The sequence below is a fragment of the Peribacillus sp. Aquil_B1 genome (assembly GCF_022603275.1).
Classification (GTDB): domain Bacteria; phylum Bacillota; class Bacilli; order Bacillales; family DSM-1321; genus Peribacillus.
In genome coordinates this window covers 2,692,710-2,714,622 of record NZ_JAKXEE010000001.1, presented here as the reverse complement: position 1 = coordinate 2,714,622, position 21,913 = coordinate 2,692,710, and the positions used below count along the sequence as shown (strand labels likewise).

Genomic DNA, 21,913 nt, shown 5'->3' with positions numbered 1-21,913 from the left:
CTATATAAAGAGTTTTTAAACCATTTATGGATCTTTTAAGAGAGCGATTCAATAGAGTCCAAATTCAGCAATAAACGCTCTGAAACTGACGACTTTCTTCTATTGTTATTCATAAAAAACTATGAATATGACGTGATTTAATGCCAACTTTTTTCTTTTATTTTTAACAGCAAATAAGTGGAAATCTTATGTAAATTCGTGTAATCTACAAAAGTATTTTTTTTTCCTAATCGTAAAGGGGGACCTTAATTGAGTTCAACAAAAAGTAAACAGTCAACAATTGTTGCCCTTTTGCTTGCGGGCACATTTATTGCGATCTTGAATCAAACATTAATGATTACCGCGATTCCACCTGTAATGGAGGAAATGAATGTTACGGCAAATAGTGCACAGTGGCTAACAACCGTTTTTATGCTGGTTAATGGGATCATGATCCCTGTTAGCGCGTTTTTATTGGAGCGCTTTACCACCAGACAGCTCTTCCTTTCAGCCATGGGGATTTTTGCAATTGGTACATTGGTGGCGGGGCTAGCTCCTAATTTTGGAATGCTGCTGCTAGGACGGATGATTCAGTCGAGCGGAGCCGGAATCATGCTCCCGTTAATGCAGACAGTCTTCCTAATGATTTTCCCTGTTCATAAACGGGGTGCTGCTATGGGTCTGGTCGGTCTGGTCATTTCCTTCGCGCCGGCTATTGGGCCCGCTTTGTCGGGCTGGGTTACGGAGACCTACTCATGGAGGGTGTTATTCTTTATCATTCTTCCCATTGCTATTATTGATATCATAGTTGCGTTCTTCGCTTTAAAAAATGTAACAGAAGTTACACGGCCAAAAGTGGATGTGCTTTCGATTGTGTTATCTTCCGTAGGTTTCGGCGGGTTATTGTATGGATTTACAGCTGCAGGTAATTATGGCTGGACAGACGAGAGTACCATCATATCGCTAGGCATTGGAACAATTTCACTTGTTTGGTTTATCAAAAGGCAATTGGGATTGAAGCATCCAATGCTGGAGTTCCGTGTGTTCACGTATTCATTATTCCCGATTGCCATTATTATTGGAGCCATTACCTTTATGGGTCTGATAGGTGCCGAAACACTCATCCCGCTATTTATGCAAAACATGCGAGGATTTACTGCGTTTGAAGCTGGATTAGCCATACTCCCTGGAGCGCTTATTACCGGAATAATGTCACCGTTCATTGGACGTATTTTTGACCGGATTGGGGCCAGGTGGCTGGTTATTGGCGGATTACTCCTCATAACCGCTTCCTCCTTTACTTTTATGGATGTTGGTCCTTCAACAAGCTTTACATTTATAATGGTCATGTACAGTATTCGGATGTTCGGATTAGCCATGGTAATGATGCCTGTTTCAACGGCCGCCTTAAACCAGCTGCCTAAACGGTTACTCGCCCATGGTGCAGCAATGGATAATACGATGAAAATGATTGCCGCATCTGTAGGTACTGCCATACTTGTTACTGTTATGACATCAGCTACCGAAAATGCTCAGCAGCGTCCCGAGATCGTCCATCCTGATATGTATGGCGCGCAAATCTCATTTATTGTCATCGCTGTACTTTCGTTAATTAGCTTCCTCATTTCTTTTAAAATAAAGGATCAAAAATCAGCACGAAAAGAGTTCGGAGAGAAGAATTAAAGATTTGAATCCGATTATTTTATAAGCTTGAAAAGAATCACAATATAGATTTTATCTACTTGTGATTCTTTTTTTTACTAAATATCCTATTGGCGTCAGGTTCCTCACCTTATTGAACTTCCTCAGTTTCTCGCCAATACCCGCTTATTCATAGGTTTCATTTTGAATGTAGGTTAACGGAAAATGAAGTAGGTCAGGGACATTAAGGCATCGTGCTGGTAGGTTACTGAACTCTTGCTGGACAATTCTTGGTCACCTTTTTGATATTTATCCCAGTTTACAATTGTGACAATGCTATATTTATTGGTGGATTTTATAGAAACTGAACCCTTTGATTCTAGTAGTTTTAGCCACCGCCATAGTGTCTTTCCAGAAACAATATATTTTTTAGGAACATTGCGATTGTAATCAACTTCTAGTGAAAGACGACCAGTTAGGAATTGTCCGGGTGATAGATTAATTATTTGGTTTTCAATTAAAAGCTCTGCTTGTTGATGATTTGCTTTCATTAAACACAAAAGCCATAGGCGGAGCTTAGGTGGGTCCTGCCAAATTGGACTTTGTAAAATTTCACGATAAAGTTTGATATAACCTTGCATTTTTTTAATTTCCTTTCCTTAATAAAAATTAAATGTGTTGGCCAATTCGGATATCATAATATCTTGGGATTTTTATATTTCTAGAGAAAGGATGAAATTCATTAAAATTTTTAAAAGGAAATCTAAGAGATACAGATGTACTGAAGTCGGTTCAAGATATTCAAGTAACTGAATTTTTGTCAAAACTTTAAAGTATTGAACATTAATTGGTTAGTCCTGTAAAATAAAGGTATTAGATTGAATCAAAACTTATGTTTATAAATATTATGCTTAAATTTTCAAATATTAAATTCGTTAGTACCTTTATTAAATTGTTCACTTATTAGCAAGTATAAGAAATGACTGTATTTCTATATCTGTCTTGCTAGATCAAGAAAATGGGGCTAAGAAGTATTATAGGAAAATATTGATGAATGGTTTAGCAAGTTACATAATGGACGTTGAAATAAATAATAATTAAGAAATTTATTTATTAGGTAATTACATTCTGGAGAAAGCAAATTTAGAGGTGAAAAAATGTCGACACCGGGAATTGGAGATCCATACTGGTACGAATGGTATGTTGGTTTAGAACGAATTATAGAAATGATTAATCCTGACAGTAATATTACATATGTAATTTTTCAATCAGAAGTTCATAATACGATAGATGACGTGGTTGTTGGAATTGGAGATAAGGAAGAAGTATGCTTTCAAGTTAAGCATGAAGTCGGGGATGCAGGGAAGGGAAATCTTACGTTTTCAAAATTAATTGATTCAACCACTAGGGAAAATGGAAGTACCAAAATGAGTTTAATAAAAGCATTAGCTAGTGGTTGGGAAGAAGCTAGAGAAAATGAGAGCAAGGTTATTACACCAGTTTTATATACTAATAGAAAATTAGGGGTAAATAGAACAACAAGGACCTTTGATGGCGAAAGGTATAAAGCTATATCGTTAGAGGAATTTATACAACAAATAAAATTATATGTAGAACAACCCAACTCTATAGAAGAAATTAATAGATTAATTAATGATAGAGATTTAAGAATCCAGTGGAATGAATTTAAAGCATCAATAGGTGAGGATTCCTTAGTAATAGATTTTCTAAAATCAGTTGTAATTAGAAGTAATGAGGGTTCATTAGAAGAATTAGAAGATTCGATGCTAAGATCATTACAGAATGCTTTTAAATGTAATCTACTGGTAGCAAGGGGATTATTTGATAAGCTTTGTTCTAATTTGAGGATTTGGACAACTACTAGAAGGAAAGATAAAGTAAAAGTAACAATTGAAGATGTATTTGATGCTTTATCACTAAATAATGATAAAGAGCATGGGGAGCATGAATTACCTTATCCATTGCCTTTTTTTAAAAGTCGTCAAGAATTCGCCTACAGTGTGATTCAAAATATTAAAGAAAAGGATCAAAAAGTAATATGGATATCCGGTGAACCGGGAAGTGGAAAAACAAGTCTTATAAGTTATTTGCAATTAAATCATAATCTCTTTAAGGCTAGATATCACACGTTTAAACCTATTTCACCTGAACAAAAATTCTACGATGTTGACTCAGGTTTAAGTAAACCTGAGTTCCTATGGAATGACTTATTGATTCAATTAAGAAAATATTTCAAGGGAGAGTTAAACAAATATAATATTCCTGTTACTAATGCGTTATGTTCTGTTGAGCAAATGAGAAAAGAAGTAATTCGTTTAGCGAAACTTTTAGCTGATAAAACTGGTGAAAAGGTTATCATCTGTATAGATGGTATTGATCATGCAGCGAGAGCAAATAATGAGATAACTTTCTTGCATAGCTTATTCAACCCAGATGAAATTCCAGTAGGTGTAGTATTTGTAATTGTAGGACAGCCTGCTCAATTATATGACCAATATCCACTCTGGTTAAAAACTGGAACGGAAAAAGTAGAACATTTGCAGATACCGCCTCTTTTAAAAGTAGATATTGTTGAGTTGTTGAACAAAAAGGAGATAAAACTTGATATTAATATTAATATTTTATCTGAGTTTATTTTTGAAAAAACAAAAGGGAACAATTTATCAGTAGCATTTGCAGTTGAAGAAGCTAAATATTGTAATACAATTGAAGACTTTAAAAGAATTTTAGATGAAAAAAATGTGAGCGGTGATATAACAAATTACTATAGCCATATATGGAAGTTTGTATCCGATTGTTTAAATAAAAAGAACTTGGGATTTCCTTTGATAAAGTAGTAGCAAGTGCGATAATTTTATTGAATGGAAGAGTAAATTCCTATGTTTTAAGTAAAGCCCTAAATGTTAATTTACAAAAAGATGATTGGGATGAATTGCTAGAGTTGCTCTTTCCATTAGTACAGAAAATTAATAACAATGAATATGCATTATTCCATAATGATTTTAGAGTCTTCTTGATGGCTAATAACGGTAGTGGTGCTAAGTATAAAAGTATTGCATTTCAACTAGCTGAATATTTTATGCGAGATAATTATAGTATACAGAGTTTAAACAATTTGATACCGCTATTAATCAGTTCAGATAGGAAGGATTTAATATCAGAAGTTTTTAATGTAGAGTATGTAATACATTCATTGGCCAATGGAATGTCGAGGGGGGCATTGCAAGAATATGCATCCTTGGCTTATCTATCTGCTATTGAATCTAAAGATTGGAAAAAATACAATAGCGTTTACCTTGCTATAAACACAATGTACCAGCATTTTCGTTACTATGAATATTATGAAAAGGAATATAAACTACAGGATAGGTCATATACGAAGACTTTAAATTCCTATGAATTAAAAGCAGATGAGTTAAGGCAAGACAATCTAGGAAACTATAAATTCATGTTGAAATTTTGTATTGATTTATTAACATATAATGATCCTATATCCTACTTTAGAGCAAGCTCTACTTTTAATCTATGGATGAAGGATTTCAGCCCAGCAACTTTTATTAGAGCAATTACCTCAGAAGAGAATAGTGTGATTTGGGATCAAAGTTTGTTAGATGAAATAATAACAAACTGGGCGTATTTGGCTATAAAGTTTAACAAGGACTATGCTAAGATAGATAAATCTAAACAAACAGATGATGAAATACAATTAACTTTATTATTTAATGACACATATTTTGAAAAACTAATTGAAATGAACGAAACTGATAAAGCACTTGAAATTATATATCATGGTGGAGTTTCTTATAGATGTATAGAAAAAAATATAATAAATATCTTATTAAATAATCAGATTGAAAATTACAATAAGATTTTAAATAGAATAGCTGAGGAAAGAGAACTTTCAAATGATGTCTTATTAGCCCATGTTTGCCTAATAATTAATAATCAGATCCCTCCAGTAATAGATTTGAACGAGTTTGAAAATATTAAATATATCACAAATGACACTAGTTTTAGAGCTATTCTTTTATCAATAATTGTAGGTTTCCAAGAATTTAATAAGGATATCACGGCTGGATTAAGTTTTATAAATAATTTGATAAAAGAAAGTGTAAAGAAGAGAGATGAGGATAAGGATTACCAATATCTAAAGAATCTGACTCGCCATGGTTATTTAATAGGTAGAGCTATAAGAGAATTGAATAATAAAAATACAAACACAAACACTAAAAAGCTGCTTATCACAAGTTATAGAGACTTTTTAGGATATAAGACCAAAGGTGTAAGAACTTTTAATTTTAATGAAGGATTTAAAATACTGTTATTTATATCTTTAAATGAAAGGGAGCTTTTAACGTCCATTGAAAATGACTATCTTTATGAGTTATTAAAAACGCATTTATTTGAAAGAAATTTATTAGGAATGCATTATAAGACTATTATATTAGACTTTTTAACTAGGAATGAAAAAACAGAAATTGTAAAAAGATATCTATTAGAACTGTATGGGGAAAATGGTGAAAAACTTTTTCTAGAAAGTAATTACGAAGAAACCCATGAATGCTTCAAAAAATATGGTGAAATTGTAGTTCGGGATTTCATGAATGAGATTGATAAGAAGTTACAATGGGATGTTGTTAGTTATGTAGATCATAAGGAATATGCTTTATGGCCATTACTAAAATATTTTAGGAAGATTATCAAACAGTATCCTTATGAGTGGCAAACTAGAGGTTTAAAGCTATATCAGTTATCTAGTATAGCGGATATAAAAGGGAATAATAGAGCTTCATATGATATACAAAAGGAAATTGCTTCTGCTGCAGTAAAAAGCGGGATTACTGATGTCTGGAAACTAAGACAACAAGATGAAAATTTTCGTTTTTCGCTAAGTATAATATATGATCAGCTATTTGAGTTGGTAGAAAATTCTACTGAGGCTAATGATATAGTTTCTAACTGGATATTGAGCTGCGGAATATTATCTTGGTATAACAAAGAAGATAGGGTAGGGTTAAAAAATATTTATTTGAAATGTGTGAACAAAGGTAAAAAGCTTGGTTTTGAAGAAATTGGTAGTTTATTAGCAGAAATATCACCAGAACATGCAAAGATTGCTCTTTTCCAAGAAAGCAAAAGCAGTAATTATCAAATAAAAACTCGTGATGAATTTAGTGAAAGAAGAAAATTAGAGGAAGAAGATCTAAAATCAAATCTAATTGAAATGAAAACAGACGAAATAATTCATTTTTTAGAATATGAGCAGGATTCATTAATGAGGTGGACCTCTGTTAATATTGCATGGGATATAATTGATAAACGTGGTGAAATCACTAAAAATATAGCTGGAAAATTTATTGGATTTATTTTAACTAGACTAGAAAAATATGCTTGGGAACAGTCTGGATGTAGAAATATTGTGGAAAATCTTATAAGAATACTTGATAAAGACATTTTGTGGATGTTGGCTGAGTATAATATAAACAATCTGTATGATGATGACAATTATTATACTTTTAGTTCTAATATGGAATTTTTATTACAATATGCAGGTGACTTGCTATCTATTGATTTTGTAAGACATATGTTCGATGAGGGATTAAGATGTCATTATGCGTGGATCACTGGATGTGGGCATTTAAATTTTAGTTCCGAAATAATTGAACCATCAACTAGTAGTTTACCAATACCTAAAAATAATATGGAATTAACGTGTAATATTCTTATAGAACAAATTTCAACTAGGAATATTCATAGAATCGAAATCTGTTTACAGGGTTTACAGTTATTAGTTGAAAGATATTCAGAAATATTTACGTTCATATCGGACTCATGGGAATTATATACTGATGAACAGAGAGAATTCCTAATTTTAATGTCAGAAAGATGGTCTCAAGAAAATATTGAAGGGTTCAATATTTTATATTCTTGTATTGAAAAAGATTATAAAGAAACAAACGACTTAGCTAAAAAGATTCAACTACATTATATTAAAAAAAATGGAAATGAAGATGAGGTTCAATTTACAGCTAAAGAGATAAGCTATGAGCTTCCTATTGACTATCCTTCAATATTTAATAAGTCTAAGATAAGTTATGCAACGGAAAAATTTTTAGGTATAATGGAAAATTTAACCTTTTATCCCAATGATGATATTAGATATTTTTTACAGAGTGAAAAGAAATCACCACGTCGGGATTCCCTTCTTCGTCAGGCATCTAGACCGGGAGACTCAATGCTTTTTCCACAGTCATATACTGAATTAGATATGAAGGTTCTTTACGGTGAAGAGAAAAAGAAACGATGGAGTAATGTCCCTTTATCTATAAAAGCTCAAGTATTATTAAATTCAGATGATCCTTGGGTAATTACAAAAATACCAAAGGTAACTTACGAGGAAGAATGGGATATAGAGAAGGAATTAAAAAAACATCTTGAAGAAGACTCTTTGTTGAAAGGTAAACCATATTTAAATGGGATATTAGAAAAAAATGTGCCAGATGATATGTACGTTATAGGTGGGGTAATTTGGTACCCGATTGGTAGTAGAGATGGAGTTATTTATATGGAAACTGCAAAGTTAGTTAATAATAACGTATTGGTTAAGGATTTATCAATAACTAAATCTCTAAATATGGGGGGACTTGTCTCACAATATTTTTCAGGGGATGAAGAGTTATTGATTATTGAAGAAGAATTCTTGGAAAGTACAGGAGTATGTTTGACGAATGAAATTGTGGGAACTAGTGTGTTTGTATATGGTAATACTATGATGTATCCTTCGCCTATATTAAAAGATTTATTGAATATAACTCCTTTGAGAGAAAATCCATTAAGATGGGTAAATAAAGAAAACGAAAGAATTTTAGAATTTGAACGCTTTGTTTTTCCGAGTAGAGAGGCCATTCATGAAAATTACTTTAGACAACCATTAATGTGCAGATGGTTATGTGATAAGGGGGTAATAGATAATTTAGTTAGTAGATTTGGATTAACTTACTATAAAACAAATAAATTAGAGATTATGCCATATTTAAACTGATAAATATATTAGAGCATTTGAAGGTTTTTAGACACTGGAATTACCCCAGTGTCTTTTTTTACTGCAAATTTTTAGTATATGAAATTAGTGATTTGGTGATTTCTATGGGAATTCCATCGCAATCTTTTAATAGATAAGAATTAATACGAGAGGAAATGGTTCTAAATATACTTATTTGAAAAGGATTGTATATTTTGCGTTTTAAATTATGGATATAAGACAGCTATTTACAATTTTTCGCTACAAAATGTTTTATTCTTTTATAGTAAAATCATCTTAATAATAATAGACGAAAACAATAAAAAACCTTCTTTTGACTTACTATTAAATAGGTTATAATTTCCTTGTGTATCAAATATAGGGGAGAGAATTCAAATAAATTGTTAGGTGTGAAAATTAATGTTCATTAAAAGAATAAAAGTAGATAAATTCAAGAAATTAGAAAATTTCGAGTTGGAATTTCCAGAATCTAAGATAATGGACTTAGAAAAGGATAAAGAAATGAAACTCTCAGTAATAATTGGTGAGAATGGAACTGCGAAAACAACAATTTTTCAATTGATAATCAATAGTTTCTTACCAATTGAAAGGTCTAGAGAGATGGGTGAATATGAAGTGAATTACAAATTGAAGGGAAATGAATATACTAAAACATCTTACAATGATTGTTTAGAACATCCTTCAAATATAGTTGTTTCCTCTTATACGCCTATAGATAAATTAGATGTAACAAAAGAATTAGGGAGTTCTAAAAACTTTTTTCTACAAAAAACGAATATAAATAATCAAAGTATAAAAGGATTATCAGCACGTATATTAAAGAAATTTGCATCCAATAAATTTGAAGAAGTCTACTCAATCTTAAAATATATTGGGTATGAAAAAAGAGAATTATACTTTGAGCTCTCAGAGTTTCAACTAAGAACTCATTATGCCTTAGATAAAGTAATAAAAAGGCTAAAGGTGATGAAGGATGAAGAATACAACTTATCTTATTTGGATTTAGATTTAAAGGTTGAAGAAAAAATAGTTAATTATGTAAAAACATTAGATGAACTATCGAGTCAAATGGGCGTGCGTAAAAGGACTAATTTGTTCAGAACTAAATTTGAGAGGGCATTTTCTAAGATATCAAATAATATAAGAGATTTTGGGAATATAAGTTTTAAAGGGGAACATTATATACTAGAAACCTTGTTTATACTGGAAAAGTTCTCTATACTATTCAAAATTACAAAAGATTATGAATCAGCCTATAAAAATGGTAAGAGTAGATTATTATCCATAGCAGATATATATTATTACCCCGGTGGAAATCAACAATTGTTATGGGATTTGGAGTTTTTAGATCTTTTCTCTTTAAATTTATTGAATGATGTATGGTTTGAGAATAATTTTAATAGTGATCCTTTTCCAATCTCGATGTTAAGTTCAGGTGAGTTAAGTATGTTTATGAGATTTTTTGATCTACATGAGCATGTAAATGAAAATTCTGTTGTTTTAATCGATGAACCAGAAACACATTTACATCCTAAATGGATAAGGGGATATATAAAGACACTAATAGATTTATTGGGAGATAGAAAATGTCATGTAATTATTGCTACTCATTCACCATTGATAGTTTCTGATGTCACAAAGAACTGTATTATAGGCTTAAAAAAGGATAGATATTCTATTAGGCAAGTAAAAGTTAAAGACAAAACATTGGGTTTAAATTATGAAGATGTTCTTTCTGATATATTTAATATAGAAGATCATAAAGGTGAAATGATTAATGAATATGTTGACGTAATTGAGAAGTTATTGCAGATTGGAGATATTGATAAGGCATTAAATATATATTCACAGATAGCTGATAGTGAGATTAAATATCAATTATTTTTAAAGATTAAGGCATTTAGAGAATTAAAAGGTGATAGAGATGTATAAAGTAGAGTGGTCAGATAAAATAGAGAAATTAATCGGGCCATATCATGATTTTGTTGCTGAGATATTAAATTTTGTAAATGAAGAACCCAGATTTGAAGTTAAAAATGATTCTGATATAGATATTTTAATAAAGAAGATGCAGGATTTGAAAACAGATGCAGATTGTAAATATAGTTTTTTGGACGTAGCTACAGGAACTAACTTAAAGAACCATATTTGTGAATTAAAGTATGAAGGTATGGATTTATTGGAAAAGTACAATGAGTTTGTTGTTAATTATAAAAATTTTCTTTCTCAGGATTGGATGGATATTAACTCATACTCTAAAGAATTAACTAAAGTATTTGAATACTTTTATTCAGATTTAATACATGGAAAAATATTCAATAAAACTATTGGGGAAACTAATGCAATACGAGAATTAAGGGAAGAATTAACTCTTGAAAGTACTTGTCCATATTGTGATATTCATGAAATGGAATTTGATTCATCCTCAGTAGATCATTTTATTCCTAAATCTAGGTATCCATTACTAGCTATTTATCCCAAAAACTTAGTTGTTGCGTGTTCTGCTTGTAATGATAGAATAAAGCAAGAAAAATTGTACTTACCTATTATGCATCCATATTTTGATAACTTAGATGATTATTTTTATTTTACTTATAAAAATGATAGCATTGAAATTGAATTCTTTGAACAAATTTCATTTATAGATAAAGAAAAGGTACTTAATTTCTTCAAACTCTTTCACTTAAAAGAAAGATATAATAAGTATTGTAGAAGGAAATTAATAAAGTTGAAGGAAGAAATTCAGCGAAATGTCATTAAACAGATTAAATATATTGAAAATATAACTATTAATGATATTCAATTAAAAATCAAAGAAGAAATTAAAGAACAATATGTAAATATTTTGAAAGAAAAAAAGATAGATTCATTAACTAAGTTAAGATTAGATTATCTTAAACAATTGAATAAAGAAGATTTGTTAGATCTTAGTATTTATATAGCTAATGAAATTGAAATTGGAACTAGTAATTTAAGAATTATAAGTCCTTTTTAGGTATAAATGATTCAAATTCCTTTCTTATATTCCAGATAAATGAGAGTGCGAAAATAGATATTATCGCACTCTTTTATTATGTCATTTAAAGCGAATATTTTCACCCCAGTAGAAATTATACTATTAGTATCATTAGCTTTAAATAGAGAGATTACTCCTTTTTGATGAGAATAATATAAGAGAAATGAAATATATGATGATACAGCTACAAAGTTACATGTAAGCTGAGATAATAATAAATTTTTAAGTAATAGATATAAAGTAATTTTTTTTAAAAATATTATGTAAATATTTTCATTTTATTTGATATTATTTACTTATAATCTTAAAGGAGTGAGTTGTGTGAAGTTAGAAAAAGTGATTATAGAAAACTTTCGTTCGTATGAAACAAAAACAGAAATAAACTTTAATGATTTAACTACTATTGTTGGAAAAAATGACGTGGGTAAGTCAACTATTTTGGAAGCTTTAGAGATTTTTTTTAATAATAGTACAGTGAAAATTGATAGCAAAGATTTTTGTGTAAAGGCAAGTAATCCTAATGTGTTAATTGGATGTGTTTTTTCTGAATTTAAAGAAGAAATTATTTTAGACGAAACTGCATCTACAACTTTTAAAGATGAGTTTTTACTTAATGAATACGGAATGTTAGAAGTTCATAAAATTTATGATTGTTCTAAAAAAACAATTAAACCAGAAATTTATTTAAAAGCATTATACCCTAATGAAGCTATAGAGAAGGGTAAATCTTTAATTCAGTTAACGCAAACCGAATTGCAACGAAAAGTAAAGTCTATAGAGTTAGAAAGTGGACCTACAGATTTAAGGACAAATCATTTAATGAGAAAAGATATTTTTAATTCGATAGATTTAACAAATTTAAATATTCATCGTATCGCCTTAAATAAAGGGGATAGTGGTACAGTGTGGGAAAAAATTAATCCGATGTTGCCTATTTTTACTCTGTTCCAATCAGATCGACCAAGCTTAGATGGAGATTCGGAAGTTCAAGACCCTATGAAAGTAGCCGTAAAGGAAGCCTTGGAAGAAGTTCGAGAACAACTAGAAGACATTGAGAAATTAGTTCAAGAGAAAGCGATGAATGTGGCTAACTTAACATTAGAAAAATTAAAAGAAATGGACCCTTTATTAGCAAACGAGTTAACACCTAGTATTCCAGAAACTCCAAAATGGCAAAGTGTTTTTAAATTAACACTAGAAGGTGATGATGGTATTCCCGTAAATAAACGAGGAAGTGGAGTAAGAAGGTTAATCCTTTTAAATTTCTTTAGGGCTGCTGCTGAAAAAAAAGATAAAAGTACAGGTAGAAATATAATTTATGCAATCGAAGAACCTGAAACCGCACAACATCCGACTAATCAAATTATGCTGGCAGAGGCATTACTAGAATTAAGTAAAAAAGAAAATACACAAGTTATACTAACAACTCATGTCCCTGCATTTGCTAGCTTATTGCCAACAGATTCTTTAAGGTTAATTTTAAATACGGAACAAGGTAAAAGTATTTTAAGTTCAAATGCTGATGAATCTGTATTAGAAAAAATAGCTGAAACTCTAGGTGTATTTGCATCACCTATTAGTAGAGGAGTAAAGGTAGCTGTGTTTGTTGAAGGACCTAATGATTTAAGTATCTTAAGAATATTAAGTTCAATAATTGCCCGAGAAAATCCTCAAATTGTAGATTTATCTACTTCTGATGATGTAGTGATTATTCCATGCGGAGGAGATACATTAAGAGGATGGGTTGAAAATCAATATTTAAAACAATTAAATGTACCCGAGATACATATTTATGATAGAGACATTGTGGAAGAAGGTAAAGAACCGAAGTATGAGAAGTGGTGTAAAAAAGTAAGAGAAAGAAATGATGGTTCGGTAGCTTATTTAACGACAAAAAGAGAGATTGAAAACTATATTCATCCAAATGCTATAAAAGAGTTTTATGGATTAGATGAATTGGTTTTTAGTCCTAATGATGATGTGCCTAATTTGGTGGCTAGCCTAACTAGATATGGGGAGAACAATGTAAAGAGAAAATTGAATAATCATGTTGCTAAACGCTTAACGTATGAACAGATTAAAGAAATGGATACGGAAAATGAAATTGAAGGAAAGTGGTTTTCATTTATTAGTCAATGTATTAACGTGACAGCAGTTGGTAACTAATAAGGATTATGTTTCTAAACTTGGTCTCCGAACCAAGTTCGTAAATATGTACTACTCTCTAGTGGAGAAAATTGTTAATACACGCGTAGAAGCTTAAGTTTTCGAGTTCTCTTGACGCGGATTCGAATCTCTTTGATATTTAATAAGTCATCCAACATCTTGAATTGAAGGTGTTGGATGTTTTTATTTGATCAAAAGAAGATATATATCTTTGTAGTAAATATAGAATCTAAAATGGATATTTAATTATACATATTTAATTACTAACTAATCTCAACACATATGGTTGGGGTTATACAGCAACGGAGTAACAAGGGATTTCCTACAATCAAAAGTGTCAGTCATAAGTGAAGCCAACTGGTAAGGGCAAAGGAAGGAACACTGAGCAGCACGCCTCACACGTCCATATAAGGGTCATATATAGCCACTAAGGATAGAGTATAAGTCAAGTCAAGGCAAGGCATGACGCACATTGCACCACACGAGGGAAGGCAAGGACAATAGATAATGAATGAAAAACAATGAAACAAACAACGATGGAGAGGATAAAGAGGAGTGGTTATCATACAAAGAGCAGAAGCGGAAAAATGTATCCTGCTTTATCCTAAATCAGAGGAAGCCCACTTTCCAAAGTGGCAGGTACCAGGTCTGGAAAAATATATCGAGATTCAAACAGTCAGGTTATCTTCATTTGAGGAAACAGTTGAGGATTGAAGATGATCCTGGTAGAGAAATAAAATAAGTATGAGGGCAGTTTACCGTAGCCCTTCTTAATTTTGTTTCATATGGAAACCTTACTGGCGGCATGATGTAATATTGTACTAAAAAAAAGCGTTAATCCTTAATGTAGAAAGGTTTAACGCTTTTTTTTTAGAAAAAACTTATAATCGGTATAATGAATTCCAAACTGAACACACGTATTTTTTGAACAATCTGCTAGTATCGACCTGTCCTTTATTTACCTTATGGTAGAATCGCAGATGTGTAAAGCCACAATAATTACATTGCTTATTAAACAATCGGGGAGGTTAGTTTACACTTTGTAATATACTAGGGAAAACTTAGGATATGTCAATTCCAAATATATATTGGTGCTTACTATAATTGGTGGTCAGGACAGCAATCAAAACCACAATGTACCCCTGGAACAGCGGTATGAGAAAGTCGAACAGCACACGGGGAAGAGAAAAGTTCCTGTATGACGTCCGGGTTGAAAATCCTGATTCGAAATAATGCAAATCTTCAGTCCAGCTCCACGAATAGACAGCAGTGCCTGCAAGTACCAGTGAAGAAACCATTGCGGATGGCATCATTATCAGGATCACGAAGGAGGATGGTAAAGAGGATCATGGAAATGCCGAGAGAGCTGACGGATCTCGGCAGTACGGTTATCTGGAATTATGGCCTGTCCACCGTGACGTTGCCACGGTCATAAAAAAATGGAAGACGTAAAAGCCCTTTGTATGGCTTTATTATTTAGAAGAATGATAGAATAGTCCCGTATCAATAGAAGGGAGGAGACCACCACGGAAACACATCCATTGTTACAACCCTTTGAATTCGAACTCGATTCAGGACGTAAGGAATACATCGAGACGAAGGATTCACGTGGGTTCAAAAATAAAATTGAAACGATTATCGCTGGAATGGCCAGCTTGGAAAAAGAGAGTATTGTGACGCAAGATGCGTTTGCGCCCTATATGGAGTTGGCCGAAAAATTGGTGTACTTCTGCCTAGATCTGCAGGACTTATTGTTGGCAAAATCCGTATACCAGCGGTTGTTTCCAGGATTCACGTCTTCTTTTATACAGGAACAAGACATGGAAAAGAAGGAAAAAATGTGGGATTATCACTCCGGACTAATCATGAATTATTTTACGATCCTGCACAACCTGGAAGGGCTGACTCCCGAAAGCATCCCTTCCCTGGGAATTATGGTAAGGTGGTTCAGGAGTTTCAGCGGATATTTCTACACCGATAAACCATTCATAATTGAGATGTTGGTCGACACCCATGGACTATGGAGGGAAGAAATTACACCGGAAGAGGAAGAAATATTCTGGGTCCGCCTTGCCGGCTGGATGGTGCAGGACTTTCTGAATGCCAAACCGGACGATCTATCCCTTTACCAGAAAATCAAAAGATTTTATTCCGACTATAAAAAAACAAAACGGCTCGAACCGTTAGCCTATCGGGTGTTGGAAATCATCACTTTGATGGTGGGGGTAGCGGAAGAAAAGCTGGACTATTCGAAGCTAATAGAGAAAGTGGCCTCCTTGCTCCATCATATGAAACAAGATTTTTGCGATCGACAGGGAGAAAGGTTGTCCGAACTATTTCAGGAAATCCTAATGTTATGGCCTTCTTCTGGAAGCTATCAGGACCTAGTGCTCCTGAAAAAACTGTTCCATGAAATACACTCAACGGTTTACAAAGAGAAGGTGTTTGGCGAGCTCCACACAGGGCTGAACATTTACTATTTGTATAAAAACAAAGCCTACTCCTTTGTAGCCTTTATTTATGAAAAAGGATTGTTGGACGAAAAAGAAGTGGAAGATGATTTATTCAAGATAGCCTACTGTCTGGCCGACGCGGAAAAATTCGAAACGGCTAAACAGCTGTATGAAAAACTGATTCAAAAAGATCCTGAATCGCCTTCGGCCCTGAACAATGTAGCGGTGATTTACAGGGATATTGCAAAGGAATACGATAAAGCATTGGAATATTTCGAGCTAGCCGCCAAGTATGACCCGGAAAATGAGCTTTACCACAGAAACATCCAGAACACAATGGAAACTATAAAAAAAGAAAAAGAAAAACCGAAACGGCAGAAGGATCATTATTTCAAAAAGACGGACAAACAACAAAAAAGCATCTGTTTCACCCTCTATAAACTGGAGGAGCTTGAAACGGTGACTACCGAAGTGATTGAAAACCATACAAGTTACAAAGGCAATTACCTAAAAAAACACCTTACCACACTGGAGAGTTTGGAGCTAATCCATCACGATCCGGCAAAAGGATGGAGGCTCGAGCCCACAATCCGGGAATTGGTGGAGAGTTACGTGGACCCGAAACTCGAAAGGCAAATCATCCGGAACAGCCAGGCCGTGATGTACCGGCCCATTTTTTATCATGAAGCGGAGATCACCTTGTACAGGGTATTAATGGAGTTGTTTCCGCAGCATTTCGTGTTTCCGAATATGGACTTGAAGACCATCATCCAGGTGGATAAAATCCGGAATTATATTGACCATGAACATTTGAATTACCTGTTCATGGCCCATGTGGATTTTGCTATCATCGATACGACGACGTATTTCCCGATCCTGACGTTTGAGAGGGACAGCGAATACCAGGATGTCGAGCCCCAGAAAACGAACGCCTTAAAAAAGAATTTGATTTTCCAAACCAGTGGGCTTCCCCTAATCCGAATCCGTTACAACAGTGCCATGGATTACGAACGCCTGAAGGAAGAAATCAAACAGGCGACAAAAGAGTATATCCTTCAAATCAACGGGAATAACGATGCGGAAAGCAGAAGAATCCTTGCGTCCATTGATCCGAAAAGGTTCGGAGTCCACGAGGACCTGCCATCGGACGACGAGCTCAGTGAAGTGTGGGGGAACTTAGTGGGACCTGCCATTGCCGCCCATACCCAATCGCTAGAATTGGACGTGGAACAATATGTCCTCCGCGTGACAGTTGAAGAAACGGCAAGGCCGATTCTGGAACTGGGAGCAGAGGGAATCAAGAACAAATTCTATCAGCAATACCCCGTTTTAAACTCAATTCAGTTTTATTGGGTATAACACAGAAAAGCGATGATGCATATGGCACCATCGCTTTTTCAAACTCTCATCATGTTTTATTGCAACTGGGTATGTAGAAAGCATCTTATATTTATTCTGCAAGAATACGATGAAAAAGTAATAAGTATTTTATGGTTGGAATCCTAATGAAGTAATCTGAGTTGAGGTTGAAGGATATACAGACTTCGTAGATGAAGATGTTGTCACTGTTTATGGCACTGTAGTGGGTAAGCATAGTTACACATCACAAGCAGGCTGGGAAATAACTGTTCCAGCCATGTTAGCAGATACAGTAGAATAACAATTTTTAAAGGGGTAATTTTACTATGACTAGATTAAGTGAAATTGAAAGATATAAAGGAATTAGATTCTTAGTTAAGTTTGTAAACCCAGAGTATTTAGATACTCTTCTAGATGGCAAATTGTTTATGAATACATTAGGACATTTTATCGAACAAGAGGAGAAAACGAAGATACGAGGGCAGGGAGACAAGTACGAAGGGGCGCATGTCTTTCCTGTTCAAAACATACAACTTATCGACCGTAAAACTGACCAAGTATTTGGAACAGCTAAAACAGGAATTTACTTAGAGAGATATGAAGGTATAAGAGAGATCCCTGTCTTCTGCTTCACTAACTTTACTGCGAAGGATTTTAAGTTAATTAAAGAGGAAGAAAACTCAGCAACGTTCATCCTAGATATTGACGATGAAGAAAAAAATAAGATACTTGAAAACTTCGGGAGTAAAGCAGTGCTCTTGCCTAGCGACTTTATTGAAATGCTTGAGGAAGATTCGAATAATCAAAACCTACAGTTTATTATTCGTTCTGTTTTATACGATGATTATACAGTTATTAATCCAGAACGTATGAAGAAGTTTGAAGAAAATCCAATTGAGGTTATTACATGGAAGGAACGGTTTTTCGAGTACCAACGTGAAGTTCGTTTTGCCATTAATCATCCTACTCAAAAGCCAATTGAGTTTAAGATGAGAAACATAAGAGAACAATCAGTCGTGATGGATGCAGAGAAATTCCTGAAAGAGTATTACGTCGAGGTTAAATTTAATCAACAAACATGTTAGTATCACAGAAGCTGAAAGAAAAGGAAAGTGCAAAAAAAATGCTCTGGAAAATTTCCTTTTGGCTAATTATAGCTATTTCGATAGCTTCAATGTTTGTAGAAGCGGTACATGGTCCGGTATTAGAAACTATAGATACGGTTGTTAGCATTATCTCCACAATCGGATTATTCGGTTACGTATATAACAAACAGTTGTTATCAAAGTCATTCTGGAAATTCGTATTTATACGGAATCCATATCTATATAAACCTAGAAAGAAAGGATACATTATGATAAGCGTGAAAGCTTTAACGAAAATCATTCCTCCTACTCCAAGTTCTGGATCCGGATTATTAAGCAGATCCAATATTATGTATGCAGGCACTTCAATTGCAGTTATAGCAAAATTTAGCTTAGTGATTTCATAATAACAGGTGCATTTGTTTGAATAAGGCATTAAAAAAGGAGACCATAAAATATGTTAATAGTCGATAATTATATTGATTCTATTAAAGCTAACCTTGATAAACATTCAGATTTGTTAGTAGGCAACCTTAAAATATCATTGCATACAACTATTTTTCTGAAATAGATTTGCTGGATTTTACCGCATTTATTGAGCCTACAAATTTTGAAATTTCAATAAGAATGTTCTCTATGGATAGAGAAGCTAACGAAGTTTTCTATGAAGGTAATGACACAACAGTTTTTACAGGTAGTGTTGATGTTATTCCTATGTAACATACTATCAGTTAATCGACAATTCATTGGATGATTTTATTGATAATTTTTACGAAGAAAACTATCCAGCAATATACGAGTTAGAACAAAAAGCGTTTACAGATTGGTTTGGTCAATGTTGGAAAAAATCAGGTGGAGATATATTGAATTTACCATCGTTCTTTGTTTTCCGCGATGATACTAAATCATATGAGTTAAAAAATAATCAATGGATTGTTGATGAAGAAAAATGGTCATAGAAAACGATGAAGAATGCCTATATATAGGCATTCTTTTTTATTATCGAAATATCAACATTAACGATTAACATAGCTTATATTTAAACCTCTCAAATTTACACCCAAAGCTTTCGCAGATTTGGAAACAAAATTGAATACTGTAACAGTTAATCTTCAGGCGATTAAGGATCAGTTGGTCATCAAAACAGCTGAATAAGACGTTAAGGTTAAAAGTGTTTGCTGCAGCCAACTATACAATAAAAAACTTGAATGCTACAGTAAAATTTCTTTTTTGTCTCAACTGCTCTTTACATTGAGGAATTAACAGCTTGAGAACACTTACATCTAATTAAAAAAATTCCAAAAGAATAAAAAATTGGGAAGATTATTTGTGAAACATGGTAGAATAATATTCTAGTAAAAATGTCATAGGAGGAATTTAACAATGAAAAAATATTTAATGGCAGCAAGTGCTTTTTTGGGGGTAATATGTCTCATCCTTGTTAGCGGAGCCTTGAAGGTTTCAGCGAACGTTGGACTGGATTCCATGCAAGCAGCAAAGCCCATTAATGTAAATGCTGTTAATCATGCAATCCTTAATGGAAATGGAGATTACGAAGATTATTGGAAATTCACGCTGACAAAACCGGGTCAAGTCACCTTTAACATGAATAACTATCCGGGATATGCATGGGATTTTGAAATCCTAGACGGTAGTGGAAATGAGTTTACAGGTGGAACAACAGATGACAGCAATAAAGCCATGGGTGTGACGGCAAGAAAAGTAGGATTGCCAGCTGGTACTTATTACGTACATATTGAAGATGATTGGAATTCTATTAACGAAACCTATTATTTTGCTTTAAATTTTGCAGAAAATGCAAATGTGGAATACGAATTCAACGATAGTTCAAGTGCAGCAAATAAAATTAAATTAAATACACCTTACGTGGGTGAAATACAAAATTATAATGATGAGGATTATTATAGATTCACCCTTCCTGAAAGTGGAGCTGTCACTCTCAATATGAGTCAGAAATCTGGTAACGGATGGAATGCAAGTATTTTAAATTTAGAGGGTGAAGTGCTTAGTGAGTTGACGACAGAAAGTTCTTCGAACGTCACAAAACCGACGGAACGCACGGTCGGGCTGCCTAAAGGAGATTACTTAATCCATATTGAAGACAGTTGGGGTTCAACTTACCAGCCCTATGCCTTTACCGTGAAGTTTGCAAAGTCAACTACCTATGAAAAAGAATTCAATAACAACGCCCAACAGGCAAACAGTATTGGGTTGGGCAAAAACTATTATGGGAATCTCCAAGATTACAATGACACTGATTATTTTACGTTTTTCCTATCAAAACCATCAAGTGTATCTCTAGAGATGGGAAGGAAGCCATCTGTTAGTTGGTATATGAGCCTCTATAATTCAAACGGTGATGAAGTGGGATCCTTTAATACAAAGTATGACCAGTTTGCAAAGGGTATAGAATCGAAGAAGTATTCCCTTCCTGCAGGGCGGTACTATATATCGGTGGATGACTATTCAAACACTCGTAATTATAAATACCAACTGGCTGTAAAAGTTCCAACGCCGTCTATTAGCAGTAAGTCGGTACAAATAACAAATTATGTCGGCAAATCAGATAGCGTGAAAGTGAATGCCCTGACTAAAGGCGATGTAGTGAAGTTGTTCGATTCGAAAGGAAAGCTATTTGCTACATCTAAACCAGTTTCAGGTTCCTCTACAACTTTTAGCATCAAACAATTAGGAAAGAATGCCGGTTTTATCTATGTGTCAAACACGCGAAGTGGAATGCTTGAAAGTTCTAGAGTAAAGGTATCGTTTAAAGCAGAACCGAAGACACCTAAGCCAAGTGCTTCTAACATTACGATTAAGAATAATAAGGGTAAGTCAGATACAGTAATAGTCAAAGGATTGAAAAAAAGCGATGTTGTAAAACTCTATTCATCCTCCGGGAAGTATCTATCTAGTAAAACATCCACTTCTTCCTCTGTTAGGTAAGGGCTCAGGTTCTGTTTATGTAACAGTGACACGCCCTGGAATGAATGAAAGCGACAAAGTGAAGAAAACATTCAAAGCAGAATAATGCATTTAAGAGTTGGGACAGTATAATTAGAGAAAAGGGGGCGGCACTCAAATTGAGAGCCGTCTTTTTAGTATAAAGAAGGGAATTAGTCATTCTTAA

At 33.4% G+C, this 21,913-nt stretch carries 13 protein-coding genes; 12 read left to right on the top strand and 1 reads right to left on the bottom strand.

What is annotated here, in order from left to right:
- Positions 1-249: 249 nt before the first annotated feature.
- Positions 250-1,662, top strand: a complete 1,413-nt coding sequence (locus tag MPH60_RS13160; protein ID WP_241593010.1) for a DHA2 family efflux MFS transporter permease subunit — start codon at positions 250-252, stop codon at positions 1,660-1,662.
- Positions 1,663-1,835: 173 nt separating this feature from the next.
- Here the strand turns inward: MPH60_RS13160 and MPH60_RS13155 are convergent, their stop codons facing one another.
- On the bottom strand, positions 1,836-2,261 hold the full coding sequence (locus tag MPH60_RS13155; RefSeq protein WP_241593012.1) for a hypothetical protein: 426 nt from the start codon (positions 2,259-2,261) through the stop codon (positions 1,836-1,838).
- Between the two features lie 516 nt (positions 2,262-2,777).
- Here MPH60_RS13155 and MPH60_RS13150 point away from each other — a divergent pair.
- The 11 genes from MPH60_RS13150 (at position 2,778) to MPH60_RS13100 (ending at position 21,729) form a co-directional block, all read left to right on the top strand.
- Complete coding sequence (locus tag MPH60_RS13150; RefSeq protein WP_241593014.1) at positions 2,778-4,478, top strand: ATP-binding protein; 1,701 nt, start codon at positions 2,778-2,780, stop codon at positions 4,476-4,478.
- A gap of 20 nt (positions 4,479-4,498) precedes the next feature.
- Positions 4,499-8,683, top strand: coding sequence for an ATP-binding protein (locus MPH60_RS13145; protein ID WP_241593023.1), 4,185 nt, complete (start codon positions 4,499-4,501; stop codon positions 8,681-8,683).
- A gap of 399 nt (positions 8,684-9,082) precedes the next feature.
- Positions 9,083-10,615, top strand: a complete 1,533-nt coding sequence (locus tag MPH60_RS13140; RefSeq protein ID WP_241615836.1) for an AAA family ATPase — start codon at positions 9,083-9,085, stop codon at positions 10,613-10,615.
- Positions 10,608-11,678 carry an HNH endonuclease gene (locus MPH60_RS13135; protein ID WP_241594757.1) on the top strand — a complete coding sequence of 357 codons (1,071 nt, stop codon included), beginning with the start codon at positions 10,608-10,610 and terminating at the stop codon, positions 11,676-11,678. The genes MPH60_RS13140 and MPH60_RS13135 overlap by 8 nt, the downstream gene beginning before the upstream one ends.
- Positions 11,679-12,020: 342 nt before the next feature.
- Positions 12,021-13,865: an ATP-binding protein gene (locus MPH60_RS13130; protein WP_241594758.1), complete on the top strand. Its 1,845-nt coding sequence runs from the start codon at positions 12,021-12,023 to the stop codon at positions 13,863-13,865.
- Between the two features lie 555 nt (positions 13,866-14,420).
- Positions 14,421-14,579, top strand: a complete 159-nt coding sequence (locus MPH60_RS13125; protein ID WP_241594759.1) for a hypothetical protein — start codon at positions 14,421-14,423, stop codon at positions 14,577-14,579.
- A 555-nt stretch (positions 14,580-15,134) separates the two neighbouring features.
- Complete coding sequence (locus MPH60_RS13120) at positions 15,135-15,317, top strand: hypothetical protein (RefSeq protein ID WP_241594760.1); 183 nt, start codon at positions 15,135-15,137, stop codon at positions 15,315-15,317.
- 89 nt (positions 15,318-15,406) lie between these two features.
- Positions 15,407-17,677 (top strand): DUF2726 domain-containing protein, encoded by a 2,271-nt coding sequence (locus MPH60_RS13115; protein ID WP_241594761.1) that lies wholly within the window; start codon positions 15,407-15,409, stop codon positions 17,675-17,677.
- Positions 17,678-18,003: 326 nt separating this feature from the next.
- Complete coding sequence (locus tag MPH60_RS13110; RefSeq protein ID WP_241594762.1) at positions 18,004-18,762, top strand: hypothetical protein; 759 nt, start codon at positions 18,004-18,006, stop codon at positions 18,760-18,762.
- A gap of 38 nt (positions 18,763-18,800) precedes the next feature.
- A complete protein-coding gene (locus MPH60_RS13105; protein WP_241594763.1) occupies positions 18,801-19,169 on the top strand; it encodes a hypothetical protein in 369 nt (122 codons plus the stop codon).
- Positions 19,170-20,145: 976 nt separating this feature from the next.
- Positions 20,146-21,729 (top strand): hypothetical protein, encoded by a 1,584-nt coding sequence (locus MPH60_RS13100; protein WP_241594764.1) that lies wholly within the window; start codon positions 20,146-20,148, stop codon positions 21,727-21,729.
- Positions 21,730-21,913 lie beyond the last annotated feature (184 nt).